Here is a 17,618-nt window from a genome sequence, read left to right as displayed (position 1 = left end):
CGGCGTCGCCGGGCAGGCGTTCCCAGGGATCGTCAGCGACGTCGGAGGGCGCTCGGTTGCGCGCGATGGGGGGTGTCTCGCTCATGGCTCAGGTGTAGCGCTGCAAGCGCTGCGCGGACACGAAGGAGCTCCAGGCTTCCTTCGTGGTGTAGTGCGGCGTGCCGAACGCTTCCCAGGCGCGCCGCCCGTCGGCGACCCACCCGTAGCGGAGGTAATCGTAGAACGCGGCCGGTGGATCGCCGGTCTGCCCCTGGGACGGGAGGTAGGCCAGCCGATGCAGGAGCGGCGGAGGCAGCGGCAGGGTGCGCTGGCCCGAGAGCCGAAACAGATGGGACAGCGGCAGCTGCCCCGGCCCGACCACGTTGAAGACGCCGGGGTGTCGCTCGAGCACGGCGGCTTCGAAGGCATCGAGCGCGTCGTCTTCGTGCAAGAGCTGGATCATCGGGTCGTAGCCGAAGGGCACCGGAACGACGGGGAGGCTCAGGTAGCGCAGGGTTCGGTTGCGGACCGTCGGCCCGCAGACCCAACAGCAGCGCAGCACCGTGACCTCGACGTCGGGATGCGACGCGCGCCAACGCTCCACCAGCCCTTCCGTTTCGATGCGATCGGCCACGGCGTGCGCGTCCGGATGCCCGCGCAGCGGGTGCTCCTCGGTCAGGAAGCTCGGGTTGTCGGGCCGGGCCCCGTAGACCATCGTGGTCGAGGCCAGGACCAGACGTCGCACCTTCGCGGCGGTGCACGCGTGCAACACCTCGAGCGCGCCCTCGGTGTCGAGTTCGTGGTCGGCGGCGAGATCGGGCCCCGGGTCCTGGCGGAACGCGAGATGGACCAGCGTCTCGACGCCCTCGCGTTCGAGCACTCCGGCCAGGTGGGCGTCGGCCTGGGGCGCTGCGAAGTCGACCTCGCGATACCGCACGCGATCGTCGAGCCGGTAGGGCCGCTTGCGATCGAGTCCGACGACTTCGAGACCCGCTTCGCGCTGGACCAGACGCGCGGCCAGGCCTCCGCCGAGAAAGCCGCGAAGCCCGGTGATCGCGATGACGCCAGGACCGCTCACCGCACCCCCCTTTGGCCGCCCCTCTGGCTTGCGGGCCGTCCCCCGGCAACGCAGGCGCTCGTCGCACGGGATACCATGGCCCACGATGAATGCCCAGCGCCGTGTCGAGATCGTCACCGATGCCCGTTTCCGCGATCACCGGGGCCCGGAACGTCACCCCGAACGGCCCGAGCGGCTGGAAGCCATCGACGCCGCGCTCGCGGCGCGCGAAGGGGCGTTCGTGCGGCGAGCGCCGCGTCCGGCCCAGCCCGAAGAGATCCTGGCGATCCACCGACGCGAACACCTGGATCTGATCGAGCAAGCGGCGCGTGCCGGTGCCGATCGCCTCGATCCGGACACCTACTGCTCCCCGGCGAGCCATGAGGTCGCGCTGCTCGCGGCCGGTGCGAGTGTGGAGCTCGCGGTGCGCGTGGCGACCCGTGAGATCGATTGCGGCTTCGCCGCCGTGCGCCCGCCCGGGCACCACGCCGAGTCCGATCGTGCGATGGGCTTCTGCCTGCTCAACAACGCCGCGATCGCGGCGCGAGCGGTCCAGCAGCAGGCCGGCGTCGAGAAGGTGCTGCTCCTCGACTGGGACGTGCACCACGGGAACGGCACCCAGCACAGTTTCGAGACCGACCCGTCGGTGCTCTACGTCTCGACCCACCAGTTCCCGTACTACCCGGGCACCGGTTCGGCCGGAGAAGTCGGTGTCGGCCGCGGCGAAGGCCGCACGCTGAACCTGCCGTTGCCGGCGGGCTGCGGCGACGCCGAGTACCTGGGCCTCTTCCAGCAGGTTCTCGAGCCCGCTGCGCGTGCCTTCGCCCCCGACTACTGGATCGTGTCCTGCGGCTTCGACGCCCACGAGGACGATCCGCTCGCTGCCATGCGGGTCACCCAGTCGGGCTTCGCCGCGCTCACGGCCTGGGTCCGGGGCCTCGCCGACGAGCTCTGCGGCGGCCGGCTGCTCTTCGTGCTCGAAGGGGGCTACTCGCTGCTCGGACTCCGCGAGGGCATGGACGCCGTCCTCTCCGGAATCCTGTCCGCAGCGCCGGCCCTGCCCGCGGCCGTTGCGGCCCCGGCCGAGAGCGTGCTCGCCCGGCTGGTCCAGCAGTCGCGGGACGTCCACGCCGGCGATCTGCTGGCCGGCTAGGCCTCCCGAGCCGGGGGGAACCGGCCCCCCGCACCCGGGAATGGGGTGGCATGGGCCGCCGCTCCCCGGATCCGCGGGGTGCGAGATCCCATCGCCCTCGGGGCCTCGAAATTTCTCGATTCCGGCCGAAATCCAGCGTCGCGGAACGGCGCTCGAGCCCCCCGGATCTTGTGTCTGCGCGTGGACTCAACCGCGAGATCTTGTATGCGACTCGCAACTTCGCACGGAAATGCCCAAGAACAAAAAAAGTTCTTGCACCGGGTGGGACCGGGTGGTACAAGAGAGCAGTCCGAGGGCACTGAGTGGTATCGCTAAGTCGATGACTCCCGCGGACCCCAGGACGGTTCCCACGCAAGCTGATGTTCCGAGGCCGCCACGTGCATACGATCGATTCCAAGAACCGCATGAGCCTGCCGGCCACGTTCCGGCAGGAGCTCGAGCGGCGCAGCGATCGTCCGCCGATCCTGACCAACGCGCACCAGTGCCTCGACCTCTATCCCTACGAGGACTGGCAGGCCTTCGAAGAGAGCATCGTGGGCATCGCCACCGTCGATCCGGAAGCGCAGGACTACGCCCGGATGCTGGTCTCGGGAGCCACGGAATGTCCGGTGGACAAGCAAGGTCGAATCCTCGTGCCGCCGCATCTGCGGGAGTACGCGGGCCTCGATCGCGAAGTCACCGTAGCCGGAGTCGGACCCAAGATCGAGCTGTGGGACAGCGCTCGGTTCGACGCCAGTCTGATTCAAACCCAGGCCCGCTTCGTGGACATGGCGAAGTCCGTGGCGGGAAAGCTGGGTAGCTGAGGAGTTCACAAGCGGGGGGTAGGAAGGATCCCATCCTTCCGAACGATTGCTAGGGGTGTTCTCGGAGCACCTCTCTCAGACAGGGCCGAGTAGTCAATGGGGGGGACGCTCGGTTCTGGAGAGACGGTGCTCCGAGGCACCCCAGCGTCGCTCCGCAGCAACGGGATCCAACGGATCCCTCCTCCGCCGGGCGCGCCGCGACGGGCGCGATCCTGATCCAGCGATCCGCTCGGGGGCACAGGTGGGAGCCCCGCTCCAGTGGCCACTGACTTCGCGCACCGATCCGTGCTGCAGCGAGAGAGCCTGGAATGGCTCGGTCTCGCTGCTGGCGCCAACGTCGTGGATGGGACGGTGGGCGGTGGCGGCCACGCCGCCGCGATCCTCGAGAAGACCGGCCCCGATGGTCGGCTGATCGGCCTGGACCGCGACCCGGACGCACTGGCCGCCGCGACCGAGCGCCTGCGCCCCTTCGCCGATCGCGTCGAGCTCGTGCATGCGTCGTTCCGGGACCTGACCGCGGTCCTTCGGGCACGGGGCGTCGATCAAGTGGACGCCGTGCTCCTCGACCTCGGGGTGTCCTCGTACCAGCTCGACACCGCGTCGCGCGGCTTTCGGTTCGCGGCCGACACCGCCGCGGAGACCCCGCTCGACATGCGGATGGATCCGAGCGAGGGACCTTCTGCTGCCGACCTGCTGGCGCGCGCTTCCGAGGAGCAGCTCGCCGACTGGTTTCGCCGCTACGCCGACCTGCGCGGCGCGCGACGGCTCGCGCGGGCGCTGGTCACCGCGCGGCGCGAGGCGCCGCTGCGGACCGCGGGCGATCTGATCCGGGTCGTCGAGGAAGCGCGCATCGGCGGCGGTCGCCGGCACCATCCGGCCACGCTCGTGTTCCAGGCGCTGCGGATCGCCACCAACGACGAACTCGGCGCGCTCACGGACGGCCTCGAGGCCGCGATCGACGCGCTCCGCCCGGGCGGACGCCTCGTCGTGCTGGCCTACCACTCGGCCGAAGACCGGGTCGTGAAGCACGGCTTTCGGGATGCGGCGCGCGGCTGTGTGTGCCCGCCCGAGGTCCCGCTCTGCATGTGTGGCGGGCGCCCGCGTCTGCGCATCCTGACTCGGCGGCCTCTCCAGCCGGGCGACGACGAGATCGCCGCCAACCCGCGCGCCCGCTCCGCGAAGCTGCGCGCGGCCGAACGCCTCGCGGAGGCCGCATGAACCGCTACCGCAGTGAACCGCGCCAGCTCGTCGGCCGCGACTTCCAACGCGTGCGGATCGCGCGGAGCGAGCTGCGGGATCGACCCTGGGGCTGGTGGCTTTGCGCAGCACTCGTCTGCGCTCTGGCTCTGGTGACGCTGCGGATCGATCTGCTGCGCACGCGCTATGCGCTCGGTGAGCTCGTGCGCGAAGAGCAGGAGCTGCTGCTGCGGCGCAGCCAGCACCACGCAGAGATCGAGGCCCTGCGCGATCCGACCCGGCTCGCCGAACTCGCGCGCGAGCGTGGGTTCGAACGCGGTCGGGTGATCGAACTGCGACCGGAACTCGCCCGCCGGGAAGATCCGTGAGCTCGGACCTGGCGAGCCGCAGCGGCCGCCGCCTCGCGGTCGCCCGCGCGCTCCTGGTGTTGGCGTTCGCCGTGCTCGGCGTACGCGCGGCCCACCTCTCGGTCTTCGACCAGCGCGGCGCCGAGCGCGGCGAGGCCCAGACCCTGCGCACCCTGACCCTGGCGCCCGAGCGCGGGCGCATCGTCGATCGCCACGGCGCCGGACTCGCTCTCACCATCGACGCCCCTTCGGTGTACGTGGTCGGCCGCGACGTGACCGACGCCGTCGGGGTCGCGCGGCTGCTCTCGCGCGAATTCGGGACCGACCGCGCCGATGTCCTGGCCCACATCGAGAACCGCGGCGGGTTTCGTTTCGTCGCGCGCTGGACCACGGATGCGAAGGCCAGAGCGATCGAGGCGGCCGACCTCGACGGCGTCGGCCTGATCACCGAACCGCGCCGCATCTACCCGCACAAGGGCCTGGCCTCGCGCCTGGTGGGCTTCGCGAACATCGACGGCGACGGCGTGCGCGGGATCGAACAGCAGGAAGACGACTGGCTGCGCGGCACGACCCGGCGCCTGCCGGTCGAGCGCGACGGCAGCGGACAGCTGCTCGTGCAGAGTGGCGGGGCCACCTGGGGCACGGCAGGAGGGGACATCGCGCTCTCGATCGACGCGACGCTCCAGGCGGAAGCCCAGCGCGCCCTGCGCGAAGCCTGTGAAACCACGGGCGCGCGGGGCGGACTCGTCCTGGCGATGGACCCGCACACCGGGGAGATCCTGAGCCTCGCCGAGTGGCCCACCTTCGACCCGAACGACTTCCGACACACGAAGTTCCGCGCGACCCGCTCCGCTGCCCTGCTCGACGCGGTCGAACCGGGCTCGGCGATGAAGGCCTTCCTCGTCGCGGCGGCCCTGGAGCGCGACGCGATCGACCCGGACGAAGCGATCGACACCGAGTCCGGCGAACTGGCCCTGCCGGGGAAGATCATCCGCGACGCCCGCGACTTCGGCCCGCTCGATCCGGCCAGCGTACTGCGCGTCTCGAGCAACGTCGGCGCCGTGAAGATCGCCCAGGCCCTCGGCCGCAAGCCCCACTTCGAGATGCTGCGCGACTTCGGCTTCGGCCAGAAGACCGGCAGCCTGTTCCCGGACGAGTCGGCGGGTGTGCTGCGGCCTTGGCGGGACTGGAAGCCCGTGGATCATGCGACGATCGCGTTCGGCCAGGGCGTCTCGGTGACACCGCTGCAGCTGGCCGTCGCCACCTCGGTCCTCGCGAATGGGGGGCGTCTGCTGCGCCCGCGCCTGGTCACGGCGCGCCGCGTCGCCGGTGGGTCCTGGCAGCCGACGCGTCCCGAAGTCGTGCGCCAGGTGCTGCGTCCCGAAGTGGCGGCGCGGGTCCTGGGAATGCTGGAAACCGTCACGGGCTCCGACGGTACGGGAAGGCGTGCCGCCCTCCCCGGCATCCGCACCGCGGGGAAGACCGGCACGGCACAGAAGTGGGACGCCGTCGCGCTGCGCTACTCCCAGGACGCGTTCCGCGCCTGGTTCGTCGGGATCGCGCCCGTCGATGCGCCGCGCGTCGTGATCGTCACCCAGCTCGACGAGCCGAAGCGGCCGCTCCACAGCGGCGGCGTCGCCGCGGCGCCGCTCTTCGCCGCCGTGGCGCCGAGCCAATTGGCCCAGCACGGAATCCACGTGTCGGACGCACCGCCCGTCGTCGTCGCGTCGAAGACCGTGGAGGCCAACGCGCCTCCGGCGGTCGACGACGCAGCCGACACGCCCGAAGCCGACGCCGCCGCGCTCGCCCGGGCAGCGAGCGCGACCGAGCACGTCCCCGCTTCGGCGGAACGCGCGCCCGAAGCGCTGACCGCGGCAGTCTCCGCGCCGCCCCCGACGGTGGACCCGCCGCGACCCGCGGCCGCGCCGGCCCCGACCGAGCCCGAACCGCCGGCGCCCGTCACCGTGGCCGCCGTTCCGGCGGTGCCGGTGGAAGCGTTCCGCGACCGGGTGCTGTTGCCCGACTTCGTCGGTCTCTCGCGCACCGAGGTGATGCAGGTCACGGCTGCGAACGGCCTATCCGTCAAGCTGCAGGGTGACGGTGTCGCCGTCCATCAGGATCCGCCGCCAGGAAGCGTGGTCGTCGCCGGCAGCGATGTGGTGCGGATCGAGTTCCGCCCGGCCTCTGCGGCCGACCGCGGCAACGCGACGAGCGAACCGAGGGAAGAGAGCGGATGAGACTCGGCGAGCTGCTCGGTGCCCTGCCCGCCCCGAATGCGCCTCGGAGCCAGCGCCCCGGCGCCGCCGGCGCGGACCCGATCATCCGCGGACTCACCTACGACTCGCGCGACGTCAGCCCGGGCGATGCGTTCTTCGCCCTGCGCGGGGCCGAGGTCGACGGTCACGACTACCTCGCCGCCGCCCAGCGTCTCGGGGCGAGCGCGCTGATCGTGGAGTCGTTGCCCGCGGGCTTCGAGGTGAAGGACGCGGCCATCGTCGAGGTACCGGACTCCCGCCGCGCGCTGGCGCCCATCGCCGCCCACTTCTTCGGTCGCCCGAGCGAGGAACTCTCGCTCATCGGCGTCACGGGCACGAACGGCAAGACGTCGACGACCTACCTCGTCGAATCCCTGCTCGCTGCGGCGGGACGTCGCGCCGGCCTGATCGGCACGGTCGAGGTGCGGTTCGGCAGCGAACGGCAGCGGGCTGTCAACACCACGCCCGAGAGCCTCGACCTCCAGCGACTGCTGCGGAACATGTGCACCCAGCACGTCGAGACCGCGGTGATGGAAGTGTCGTCCCACGGCCTCGACTGCGGCCGCGTCGATGGCTGCGGCTTCGCTGTGGCGGCGTTCACGAACCTCACCCAGGACCACCTCGACCACCATGGCGACATGGATCGCTACCGGGAGGCGAAGCTCCTGCTGATGCGGGAGCACCTGCGCCCGGACGGCGTCGCAATCGTCAACATCGACGACCCGAGCGGAGCGGCGTTCGTCGCGGCCGCCCGGGAGCGCGGTGCGCGGGTGCTGCGCGTCTCGCGCGAAGGCGACGGCGACGCCGAGATCCGTCTCCTCGAAGCCCACGTGGACCTCGAGGGTACGCGTGCGACCGTCGCGACGCCGGCTGCCAGCGGCGAGCTCCAGCTCCCCCTGCTCGGCGACTTCAACCTCGAGAACCTGCTCGTCGCCGTCGGGATCGGGGTCGGTCTGGAGTTGCCCTTCGCCACGATCGCCGAGGGTGTCGCGGCGTGTCCCCAGGTGCCCGGTCGCATCGAGCGCGTCGGCGCGAGCGCCGGCCCCCAGGTGATCGTCGACTACGCCCATACGCCCGACGCGGTCGACAAGTTGCTCGCCACGTTGCGCCCGCTTTGCCGCGGACGCCTGATCACCGTGTTCGGCTGCGGTGGTGACCGGGACCGCGCGAAGCGTCCGCTGATGGCCGAAGCGGTGGCGCGGCACGCGGACCGGGTGGTCGCCACGAGCGACAACCCGCGCACCGAAGACCCCGAGCGCATCCTCGATGACGTCGAGGCGGGTCTGGTCGGCTTTCCCCGCGTGGATGCCGCGGCCTTCGACGACACGCGCGGCTACTTGCGCATCGCCGATCGCCGCGAAGCGATCCGGGCGGCCCTCGCCATCGCTGGACCGGACGACATGGTCGCCATCGCGGGCAAGGGTCACGAGGACTACCAGATCATCGGTCGCGAACGACTACCCTTCAGCGACCGCGACGAGGCGCTGCGCGCGCTCGCCGAGCCCACCGCGCCGGAGGCCGAATGAGCGAAGTGTTTCGCGTCGAGGATGCGGTGCGCTGGACCGGAGGCCGCCTGCGTCGCGGCGAGCCCGGCACCCGCTTCGAGAGCGTCACGATCGATAGCCGCAACGTCGGACACGCGGCCCTCTTCGTCGCGATCCGCGGTGACCGTTTCGACGGCCACGACTTCCTCGCCGACGTCGCGCGGGCCGGGGTGCAGGGCTGTCTCGTCGACGAGGCCCACCCCGAAGGCACGGCGCCGGGCGCGGAGATCGCCGTCGCCGACACGACTGCCGCGTTGGGGGCGCTCGCCAAGGGGCATCGAGAACGGCACCGCGGTCCGCTGGTCGCGATCACGGGCAGCAACGGCAAGACCACGACGAAGGAGATGTGCGCGGCGATCCTCGGCGCGACGGGCCCCTGCCTGAAGACCGAGGGCAACTTGAACAACCACTTCGGGCTGCCCCTGACCCTGCTGCGGCGCGAAGCCGAGCACCGTCACGTCGTCGTGGAGCTCGGCATGAACCACCGGGGGGAGATCGCGCAGCTCGCGCAGATCGCACGGGCCGACGTCGGCGTGATCACCAACGTCGGGACGGCCCACATCGAGCACTTGGGCAGTCAGGAAGAGATCGCTCTGGAGAAGGGCGACCTGGTGGCGTCGCTGGCGACCGCGGGCACAGCGGTCCTGAACGTGGACGATCCGCGCGTCTCCGCCCAGGCGGAGCGCACCGCGGCGCGCGTCCTTCGCTTCGGGCGCTCCCCGAAAGCCGATGTGCGCGCGGAAGACGAGCGCAGTGATCCCTCGGGTCGCTACCACTTCCGCCTGACGACGGCGGAGGGGAGCGTGGCGGTGCAGGTGGCCGGGCTCGGAGAAACCACGGTGATCAACGCGCTCGCGGCTGCGGCGGGGGCACTCGCCGCGGGCTGTGCGCTCCAGGAGCTGCCGCGCGGACTGGCCGCCTATCGACCGGTGACCGGTCGTCTCGAGCCCATCCTGTTGCGCGGCGGAGGCCTCCTGATCAACGACACCTACAACGCCAACCCCCAGTCGATGGAAGAGGCGCTGCGCACGCTGACCCGCGACGCGGGCGAAGGCCAGTGCATCGCGATCCTCGGTGACATGGGCGAGCTCGGCGAGCACGAAGTGGCCGCCCACGAGGGTGCCGGCGAGCTCGCCGGCAAGCTCGGCGTCGATCGCTTGTTCGCCGTGGGCGCGAATGCCCAGCGCGTGGCGGCTGCGGCCGAGCGCGCCGGGATTCCGGCGACCGCGACCTTCGCGTCCGAGCAGTGGGAAGACGTCGCCGAACGGGCCCTGGCCGGCCTCGAAGCGGGGGACCGTGTTTTGGTGAAGGGATCGCGAGCGATGCGCATGGAGCGCGTCGTCGCACATCTGCGCGAAGGCTTCGGCGAGGCGCGCGAGGACTGATGTTCTACCACCTGCTCTATCCGCTGGCGGGCGAGATCGGCGCCTTCAACGTCTTTCGCTACATCACGTTCCGCACCGGCGCGGCCACGCTCACGGCGCTCTTCCTGGCCTTCACCTTCGGCCCGCCGCTGATCCGACGCCTGTCGAAGCTGCGCGTCGGCCAGCCGATCCGGGAGATCGGCCCCGACCACCAGTCGAAGGCGGGCACGCCCACGATGGGCGGCCTCCTGATCCTGTTGTCGCTGCTCGTGTCGGTGCTGCTCTGGTCGAATCTCGACAGCCGACCCGTCTGGATCCTGGTCGGCTTGACCCTGGGCTACGGGATCCTCGGCTTCATCGACGACTACGCAAAGGTGCGTGAGGGCAGCAGCGCCGGCGTGTCCGCGCGCGCGAAGCTCTTCTGGCAGACGCTGCTGGCCTCGATCGTGGCCCTCGCCATCTACACCGACCCGAACTTCGACGCCCGGCTCTCGGTGCCGTTCTTCAAGAACTTCACGCCCCACATCGGCTGGCTCTACATCCCGCTCGCCACCTTCATCATCGTGGCCACCAGCAATGCGGTGAATCTCACCGACGGACTCGACGGGCTGGCGATCGGCCCGGTGATGATCTCCGCCGGGACCTTCTTGATCCTTGCCTATGCGGCCGGCCACGCGGTGATCGCCGACTACCTGGCGATCAAGCACGTCCCCGGATCGGGACACCTCGCGATCTTCTGCGGCGCCTTGATCGGCGGCGGACTCGGCTTCCTGTGGTTCAACGCCCCGCCGGCCCAGCTGTTCATGGGCGACGTCGGATCACTGGCCCTGGGCGGCGCGCTGGGCACGATCGCCCTCCTGATCCGCCAGGAGATCCTGCTCGCCGTGGTGGGCGGCGTGTTCGTGATGGAGACGGTGTCGGTGATCATCCAGGTCACCTCGTTCCGCCTGACGGGGAAGAGGGTGTTCCTCATGACACCCATTCACCACCACTTCGAGAAGCTCGGCTGGGCCGAGCAGAAGATCGTCGTCCGCTTCTGGATCGTGTCGGCCATTCTCGGCCTGGTGGCGCTGTCGTCCCTGAAGCTGCGTTGATGCCCTCGCTCGCGGGAGCGCGGATCCTCGTCCTCGGCCTGGGTGCGACCGGTCGCAGCGCGGCGCTGTTCTTCGCCGAGCGGGGCGCCCGGGTGGTGGCAGCCGACGAGCGCGAGGACGCTCGGCTGGCCGCCGAACTGCCGCCCGAGGTGGAGGTCCGGCTCGGTGCGGCGTTCCCCGACCCGGCCGAGTTCGACTGCGTGGTGCCGAGCCCCGGCGTACCGCCCGAGCGCTATGCCGGGCGGGCCCGCGACGTGCGCGGCGACATCGAGTGGGCGGCCGACGCCCTGCCCGTCCCGATCGTGGCGGTCACGGGGACCAACGGAAAATCCACGACCACCCTGCTGGTCGCGGCGCTGCTGCGCGCTGCCGGTCTGCGCGTCGGCGTCGGCGGCAACGTCGGGATTCCCGCCCTGTCCCTCGTCGGCGAGGCCCTCGATGTGGCCGTCCTCGAGGTCTCGTCCTTCCAGCTCGAGACGACCCAGGCGTTCCGCCCCCGGGTGGCGGTCGTGCTCAACCTCACGCCCGACCACCTCGACCGGCACGGCGACTTCGCGGCCTATCGCAACGCGAAGCTGCGGATCCTGGCGAACCAGCGCGACGAGGACTGGGCCGTCCTGAACGCGGAGGACGCCCACGTCGCGGCCTTCGTGTCCGCGGCACGCGGGCGGGTCCTGGCCTTCGCCGCCGACCGGGCCCCTCAGCCGGAGGAGGCCTTCGCCGCCACCCTCGGGCTGGACGCGGGCGAACTGCTGCTCCAGGAACGCGCCGCGGCGCCCCGCCGGCTCCCCTTCGACTGGCGCCAGCCCGGCCGTCACAACCGGGAGAACGCCCTGGCCGCCATCGGCGCGGTGCACGCCCTCGGCGCCGACCTGCCTCCGGCGCTCGGAGGCCTCGCGGGCTTCGAGGGCCTACCCCACCGCCACCAGATCGTCTCCCACCGGGGAGGGGTCACCTGGGTCGACGACTCCAAGGCGACCAATCCCGGCGCCGCGCTGCGGGCGCTCGAGGGCTGCGGAGGGCCCGTCATCTGGATCGGAGGCGGCCGCGCGAAGGGCCTCGACCTCGCCGAGCTGGCGGCGGGCGCGCAGGCCGCGCGAGCCGCCCTGTTGATTGGCGAGGCCGCGCCCGCCCTGGCCGCTGCCCTCGGGGACGCCCTGCCCGTCCACGCCGAGCCGAGCCTCGAGGACGCCGTCCGGCGCGCCGCCCAGATCGCCCGTCCCGGAGACTGGGTTTTGCTCGCTCCGGGGTGTTCAAGTCACGACCAATTCGCGAACTTTGAGGACCGCGGCCGACGCTTTCAGGCCGCCGTCGGCGACCTCCCCCCCGTCGAGGACGACCGGTGAACGATGCCACCGCCGCTTCGCGTTGGGACGGAGCGTTGGTCACGAGTGCACTCGCGCTGACGGCGATCGGCGTGGTGATGAACTACAGCACGACCGCGGCGCTCGCGATGGGCGAGCCCTTCCCGCCGCTCGCGTTGCGACACGCCGCGGGCGTCCTCGGGGCGCTGTGCGTCGCGTTCGTGGTGAGCCGCCTGCCGGTCGTGTTCTGGGAACGCTTCGCCCTGTGGGCATGGCTCGCGGGCGGCATCGCCTTGGCGGCCACGCTGGTGATGGGAATCGAAGCGAACGGTGCGCGACGCTGGCTCGCCATCCCGGGCCTTCCCGTCGCACTCCAGGCCGCCGAACCCGCGCGACTCGCCACCGTGTTGGCCGTCGCCCTGGTGCTGTCGCGGGCGACTCCGCGCGTGATCGACACCCACGGACTGCTGTTGCGGGTGGGGCTGCTCGTCGCGCCCCCCGTGCTGCTCTTGCTCCTGCAACCCGACTTTGGCAGCGCGGTGATCCTGTGCGCCGTCGTCGGTCTGCTGCTCTTCGGCGCGGGGCTGCCCTTCCGTCGCTTGGCCCTGCCCGCCGGGCTCGGCCTGCTCGGCGCCGGGGCTTACGTGGCGGCGCGCCCTTACGCCCTGGCCCGTGTGCGCGGCTTCCTCGACCCGTGGCAGACCGCGCACAGCGAGGGCTTCCAGCTCGTACAGTCTTTCGTCGCCTTCGGGCGTGGTGGCAGCCTCGGCGTCGGCCTCGGGGACGGCCGCCAGAAGCTCTTCTACCTGCCCGAAGCCCATACCGACTTCATCCTTTCGGTGGTCGCCGAGGAGCTCGGGCTCGTCGGGGTGCTCGTCGTGCTCGGTGCGTTCGCCGCGCTTTGCTGGGCCGGGCTGCGCATCGCGCGTCATGCCACGACGCCCTTCGCGCGCCTGCTGGCCACCGGGGCGACCGGCCTGATCGTGCTGCCCGCACTCTGCAACGGCGCCGTGGTGATGGGCCTGCTGCCGACGACCGGCCTCACGCTGCCCCTGCTCTCCCACGGCAGCAACTCGCTGCTGTGTACGGCGGCGGCGATCGGCATCCTGCTGCGCATCGGGAGCGACGCCGACCGAGAAGCGCAGACCGGGAGCCCACGGTGGCGGAGCCGGCACGCATGAGCGCGGCCATTTCGGACACCAAGCGCGGGCGCGCTGTCTGGGCGATCGCCGGCGGCGGCACCGGCGGACACGTGACGCCGGCGCTCGCGCTCGCCGAGGCGGTCGCCGCACGTGGCGACGGCGTGTTCCTGCTCGGCGGCGAGATCGGACTCGAGCGCCGTCTCGTTCCCGAGGCGGGGTTCGACCTCGTCACCTTGCCGAGCGGTCAGATCATGGGACGCGGCAGCCTCGCGAAGCTGCGCGCGCTCTTCGATACCGCGCGCGGCGTGTTCGCGGCGTGGCGCGCCCTCGGTCAGCGGCGCGCCCAGCTACTCGTCTCGGTGGGCGGCTACGCGTCCGTGCCTGGCGTGCTCGCCGCCGTGTTGCGGCGGTTGCCGATCGCCCTCGTCGAGCCGAACGCGATCCCCGGCCGGGCAAACCGGTTGGCCGCGCGCTTCGCGCGAGCGGTGTTCACCCAGTTCGAGGCCGCCCACGGCCACTTCGAGACCCGCGGCGACACGGTGGTGGCGGGAGCCCCGCTGCGACGCGAGCTGGTGCAGGCGTTTCGCGCAGCCCCCGAACGGCGCGCACCGGGGAAGCCGCTGCGCTTGCTGGTCTTCGGCGGCAGTCAGGGCGCCCGCCAGATCAACGATGCGTTGGTCGAGATCGCCTCCGCGCTCGACGCCTCCCACTTCGAGATCTTCCACCAGACCGGCGAAGCCGACCGCGACCGCGTCGCCCAGGCCTACGCAGATACGCGGCTCGACGCCCAGGTCGTCGCCTTCGAGCCCGACATGCCCCTGCGCTATGCGCAGAGCGATCTGGCGATCTGCCGCAGCGGCGCGCTGACGGTCGCCGAGCTGGCGATGGCCGGCCTGCCCGCGGTGCTGGTGCCCTACCCGTACGCGGCGGACGATCACCAGAAGGCCAACGCCGAAGCCGCCAGTGCCCACGGCGCCGCCCGACTCCTCGAGGCGCGGCCGCTCGAGAGCGAGGCCCTGCTGAACACCCTTTCGGAGTTCGCGAACGACCCGGAATCGCTGGTGCCGATGAGCCGCGCCGCCGGCGATCTGGCGCGTCCCGACGCGGCGGCCGAGGTCGTCACCCACTGTGCCCACTGGCTCGAGGCGAACGCATGAGACGCATCCAGCGGGTCCATTTCGTGGGCGCCGGCGGCATCGGCATGTGCGGCCTCGCCGAGCTGTTGGCGAATCAGGGCTACCAGGTGTCGGGTTCGGACCTCCGCGAGAGCGCCAACACCGAGCGTCTGCGCAGCCTCGGCATCGACGTTCACGTCGGACACGCCGCCGAGCACGTGCGCGACGCCGACGTCGTGGTGTTCTCCTCGGCGGTACGCGCCGACAACCCGGAGATCCGCGAGGCCGACGCCGCGAAGATCCCGGTGATCCCCCGCGCCGAGATGCTCGCCGAGGTGATGCGCCTGAAGGACGGCGTCGCGGTCGCCGGCAGCCACGGCAAGACGACCACCACGTCGCTGATCGCCCATGTCCTGGACGAGGCCGGCCTCGACCCGACGGCGATCGTGGGGGGACGCGTGCTGCAGGCCGAGCATCCGCCCTCGACCACGCGCCACGGCGCCGGCGAGTTGCTCGTTGCCGAAGCCGACGAGAGCGACGGCTCGTTCCTGCGCCTGGCTCCGGTGATGGGCGTGGTCACCAACATCGATCCCGAGCACCTCGACCACTACGGCGACTACGAGACCCTGCAGGAGGCCTTCGTGACCTTCTGCAATCGCATGCCCTTCTGGGGGGCGTCGGTGCTCTGTCTCGACCACCCGGGCGTGCAGTCGATCCTGCCACGCATGACGCGGCGGGTGATCACCTACGGGACCAGCAACCAGGCCGACTGGGTGGCGCACTCCTTCGAAGCCGCCGCGCCGGGCTTCTCCTTCGCCGTGCGCCACCGCGGCGAAGAGCTGGGGCGCGCGCGGACTCGCCTGCCCGGTCGTCACAACGTGCAGAACGCCCTGGCGGCGCTGGCCGTGGCCCACGAGCTCGAGGTGCCCTTCGTCACCGCGGCGGAGGCCCTCGAGACCTTCCTGGGCATCGAGCGCCGCTTCGAGTGGAAGGGGGAAGCCCACGGCGTCCGGGTCGTCGACGATTACGGACACCACCCGGCCGAGATCGAAGCGACGCTGTCGGCGGCGCGTGAGGTGCACCCGGGCCGCGTCGTCGTCGCCTTCCAGCCCCATCGTTTCACCCGTACCCGCGATCTCTGGGACGACTTCGCGCGCTGCTTCCACCGGGCGGACGTGCTGGTGCTCACCGAGATCTACGCGGCGAGCGAGGCGAAGCTGCCCGGTGTCGAAGCCACCCTGCTCGCGGACGCGATTCGCGACCACGGCCATCGGCACGTCTTCTACGAAGGCGACCTCGACGCCGCCCTGGCCCGGATCCTCGCCGAGGCCGAGCCGGGTGACCTGGTGCTCACGCTCGGCGCGGGCAGCATCGCGGGTCTGGGCGCGCGCATCCTCGAAGGCTTGGGGCAACGCGACTGATGATCACGCGAGCGCTGCGCGACGAGCTCACCGACGCCCTGGGCGATGCGATCCGCTTCGACGTTCCCCTGGCGCGGTTGACGTCGCTGCGGGTCGGCGGTCCGGCCGAAGCCGTCGCGGCCCCGCGCGATCGCAACGAACTCGCGGGGCTCTTGCGACGCCTCGGGCGCGCGCGCGTGCCGCACCACGTGATCGGGGGTGGCTTCAACTGCCTCGCACCCGACCAGCCACTGGCCGGCGTGGTGATCCAGCTGTCCCGCTTCCGTCGGCTCGAAGAGCGCCCGGGTGGCTGCCTGCGCGTCGAGGCGGGCGTGTCCCACAGCCAGCTGACTCGATTCTGCGTCGAGCGCGGTTTCGGAGGCCTGGCCTTCGGCGCCGGCATTCCCGGCACGATCGGCGGTTGGATCGCCATGAACGCCGGCATCCCGCAGCACGAGATCGGGGCGCGCACCGTCGAGGTGGAAGTCGTGAGCCCGGCCGGTGGCCGGCGGCGTCACCTCCCGGCCGAGCGTTTGCGCTTCCGCTACCGCTCGCTGCGCGGGCTGGCTCCAGGGAGCGTGATCCTCTCGGCCCTGATCCGGGTCGACGCCTCGGACCCGGCGACGGTCCGCGCCGAGGTAGACGCCCTGCTCGAACGGCGCGGCGCAACCCAGCCTCTGTCCGTGCCTTCGTGCGGCTCGGTGTTCAAGAACCCGCGCGGCGACCACGCCGGCCGGTTGATCGAAGCGGCGGGACTCAAGGGGCATCAGGTGGGCGGCGCCCAGATCTCGCCGGTCCACGCGAATTTCATCGCCAATACGGGCGGGGCCACCGCCGAGGACGTGCTCGCGTTGATCGAGCTGGCCCGCGCGCGCGTGGAAGCCCAGAGCGGGCATCGCCTGGAACGAGAAGTGCGGATCGTAGGGGGGAACCGATGAAGAGCCGAGCGCCGGGGAACCGGATCGAGCAGGAATCGTTGCGACGTCGTTCGCGGGCGCATGCCCACTTGAATCGCATGCGTGATCGCGAGCAGCAGCAGAGCGGGCCGGGACGCCGGCCCCTGTTTGGCGCCCTGGCCCTGCTGGCCGCCGGCAGCCTCGGCGCCGTTCAGGGCGACGCCATCCTGGCCGAGCTCGGGGATCCGGGCTGGCGCGTCACCCAGGTGGAGGTGCTGGGCGCCGAACGCCTCGCCGGCCGCGAGCTCGCCGACGCTGCCGGGCTCACGCTGGGCCTCGACTACGACGGCGCCGAGCCCGAGCGGGTGGTGGCCGCGCTGGGCGAACACGCCTGGGTCGCCGAAGCGCGTGCGAAGCGCCTGCCCGGCGGCACGGTGGTGCTCGAGGTGCGCGAGCGACAGGCCCTGGTGGTGATCGAGGGCGGAGGTGGCCCGCTCGGCGTCGACGCCGAGGGACGTCCCTTCGCGGTGCTGGAAGCCGACGAGGCCGAGTCGCTACCGCGGCTGCGCGCCGCCAGCGCGCCGGCGCCCGGACAGACCGACCCGGACCTGGCCGAGGCGATCCGCGTCGCGCGCTCCCTGCCCGAGCAGGGGGTAGCGATGCCGACCGAGATCGAGCTCGGCGAGGCGAACGATCCGGAGGGTCTCGTGTTGCGCCTGCCGGGCTACGACGCGCGCTTCGTGCTTGGTCGCGACGACCTCGAAGCACGCATCGCGTCGCTGGCGGAGCTGTTGGCGCACCGGGCAGCCGAGGTCGCCGAGGCGGCACAGGTGGATTTGCGGTTTGCGGGCCAAGCGGTCCTGCAACCCAAGGCGGAGTCGGGGGGCTCCGCGTAGAAGCGGCGCCGCGTCGTGGATGCGACGCGTCGTCCACAACCACGGGTGTCGGCAAGCACGCACCCGAGTCTC

Annotated in this window: 15 protein-coding genes; 14 read left to right on the top strand and 1 reads right to left on the bottom strand. The window is 71.7% G+C overall.

The annotated features are described in order from the left end of the window. Nucleotides 1-88: 88 nt before the first annotated feature. Entirely contained in the window at nt 89-1,057 is a 969-nt protein-coding gene (locus AAF430_03530; protein MEM7409291.1) for an NAD-dependent epimerase/dehydratase family protein, read from the bottom strand. 85 nt (nt 1,058-1,142) lie between these two features. Here AAF430_03530 and AAF430_03525 point away from each other — a divergent pair, with 85 nt between their 5' ends. The 14 genes from AAF430_03525 to AAF430_03460 all read left to right on the top strand — a co-directional run bounded on the left by AAF430_03525 (nt 1,143) and on the right by AAF430_03460 (nt 17,546). Beyond that, nucleotides 1,143-2,189, top strand: coding sequence for a histone deacetylase (locus AAF430_03525; GenBank protein MEM7409290.1), 1,047 nt, complete (start codon nt 1,143-1,145; stop codon nt 2,187-2,189). A 359-nt stretch (nt 2,190-2,548) separates the two neighbouring features. Further along, nucleotides 2,549-2,992, top strand: coding sequence for a division/cell wall cluster transcriptional repressor MraZ (gene mraZ / locus AAF430_03520; protein ID MEM7409289.1), 444 nt, complete (start codon nt 2,549-2,551; stop codon nt 2,990-2,992). Nucleotides 2,993-3,250: 258 nt separating this feature from the next. Further along, the gene (gene rsmH / locus AAF430_03515) at nt 3,251-4,210 is read left to right on the top strand and encodes a 16S rRNA (cytosine(1402)-N(4))-methyltransferase RsmH (protein ID MEM7409288.1); all 960 of its coding nucleotides are present in this window, start codon (nt 3,251-3,253) and stop codon (nt 4,208-4,210) included. Continuing rightward, nucleotides 4,207-4,557 (top strand): hypothetical protein, encoded by a 351-nt coding sequence (locus AAF430_03510; GenBank protein ID MEM7409287.1) that lies wholly within the window; start codon nt 4,207-4,209, stop codon nt 4,555-4,557. The genes rsmH and AAF430_03510 overlap by 4 nt, the downstream gene beginning before the upstream one ends. Continuing rightward, complete coding sequence (locus AAF430_03505; GenBank protein ID MEM7409286.1) at nt 4,554-6,773, top strand: penicillin-binding protein; 2,220 nt, start codon at nt 4,554-4,556, stop codon at nt 6,771-6,773. Before AAF430_03510 ends, AAF430_03505 begins: the two co-directional genes overlap by 4 nt. After that, entirely contained in the window at nt 6,770-8,317 is a 1,548-nt protein-coding gene (locus AAF430_03500) for a UDP-N-acetylmuramoyl-L-alanyl-D-glutamate--2,6-diaminopimelate ligase (protein ID MEM7409285.1), read from the top strand. The genes AAF430_03505 and AAF430_03500 overlap by 4 nt, the downstream gene beginning before the upstream one ends. After that, the gene (murF, locus tag AAF430_03495) at nt 8,314-9,720 is read left to right on the top strand and encodes a UDP-N-acetylmuramoyl-tripeptide--D-alanyl-D-alanine ligase (GenBank protein MEM7409284.1); all 1,407 of its coding nucleotides are present in this window, start codon (nt 8,314-8,316) and stop codon (nt 9,718-9,720) included. Before AAF430_03500 ends, murF begins: the two co-directional genes overlap by 4 nt. Then, complete coding sequence (gene mraY, locus AAF430_03490) at nt 9,720-10,793, top strand: phospho-N-acetylmuramoyl-pentapeptide-transferase (GenBank protein MEM7409283.1); 1,074 nt, start codon at nt 9,720-9,722, stop codon at nt 10,791-10,793. The genes murF and mraY overlap by 1 nt, the downstream gene beginning before the upstream one ends. Continuing rightward, nucleotides 10,793-12,139: a UDP-N-acetylmuramoyl-L-alanine--D-glutamate ligase gene (gene murD, locus AAF430_03485; GenBank protein MEM7409282.1), complete on the top strand. Its 1,347-nt coding sequence runs from the start codon at nt 10,793-10,795 to the stop codon at nt 12,137-12,139. The genes mraY and murD overlap by 1 nt, the downstream gene beginning before the upstream one ends. Next, nucleotides 12,136-13,278 carry a putative peptidoglycan glycosyltransferase FtsW gene (locus AAF430_03480; protein ID MEM7409281.1) on the top strand — a complete coding sequence of 381 codons (1,143 nt, stop codon included), beginning with the start codon at nt 12,136-12,138 and terminating at the stop codon, nt 13,276-13,278. Before murD ends, AAF430_03480 begins: the two co-directional genes overlap by 4 nt. Continuing rightward, nucleotides 13,275-14,396, top strand: coding sequence for an undecaprenyldiphospho-muramoylpentapeptide beta-N-acetylglucosaminyltransferase (gene murG, locus AAF430_03475; GenBank protein MEM7409280.1), 1,122 nt, complete (start codon nt 13,275-13,277; stop codon nt 14,394-14,396). The genes AAF430_03480 and murG overlap by 4 nt, the downstream gene beginning before the upstream one ends. After that, complete coding sequence (gene murC, locus AAF430_03470; protein ID MEM7409279.1) at nt 14,393-15,775, top strand: UDP-N-acetylmuramate--L-alanine ligase; 1,383 nt, start codon at nt 14,393-14,395, stop codon at nt 15,773-15,775. The genes murG and murC overlap by 4 nt, the downstream gene beginning before the upstream one ends. Further along, the gene (murB, locus tag AAF430_03465; GenBank protein MEM7409278.1) at nt 15,775-16,692 is read left to right on the top strand and encodes a UDP-N-acetylmuramate dehydrogenase; all 918 of its coding nucleotides are present in this window, start codon (nt 15,775-15,777) and stop codon (nt 16,690-16,692) included. The genes murC and murB overlap by 1 nt, the downstream gene beginning before the upstream one ends. Then, nucleotides 16,689-17,546, top strand: coding sequence for a hypothetical protein (locus tag AAF430_03460; protein ID MEM7409277.1), 858 nt, complete (start codon nt 16,689-16,691; stop codon nt 17,544-17,546). Before murB ends, AAF430_03460 begins: the two co-directional genes overlap by 4 nt. Nucleotides 17,547-17,618: the final 72 nt, after the last annotated feature.

The organism is Myxococcota bacterium, assembly GCA_039030075.1.
Classification (GTDB): Bacteria; Myxococcota_A; UBA9160; order UBA9160; family SMWR01; genus JAHEJV01.
Note: the sequence above shows the minus strand (reverse complement) of the source record. Positions and strands in the feature narration are given on the sequence as shown.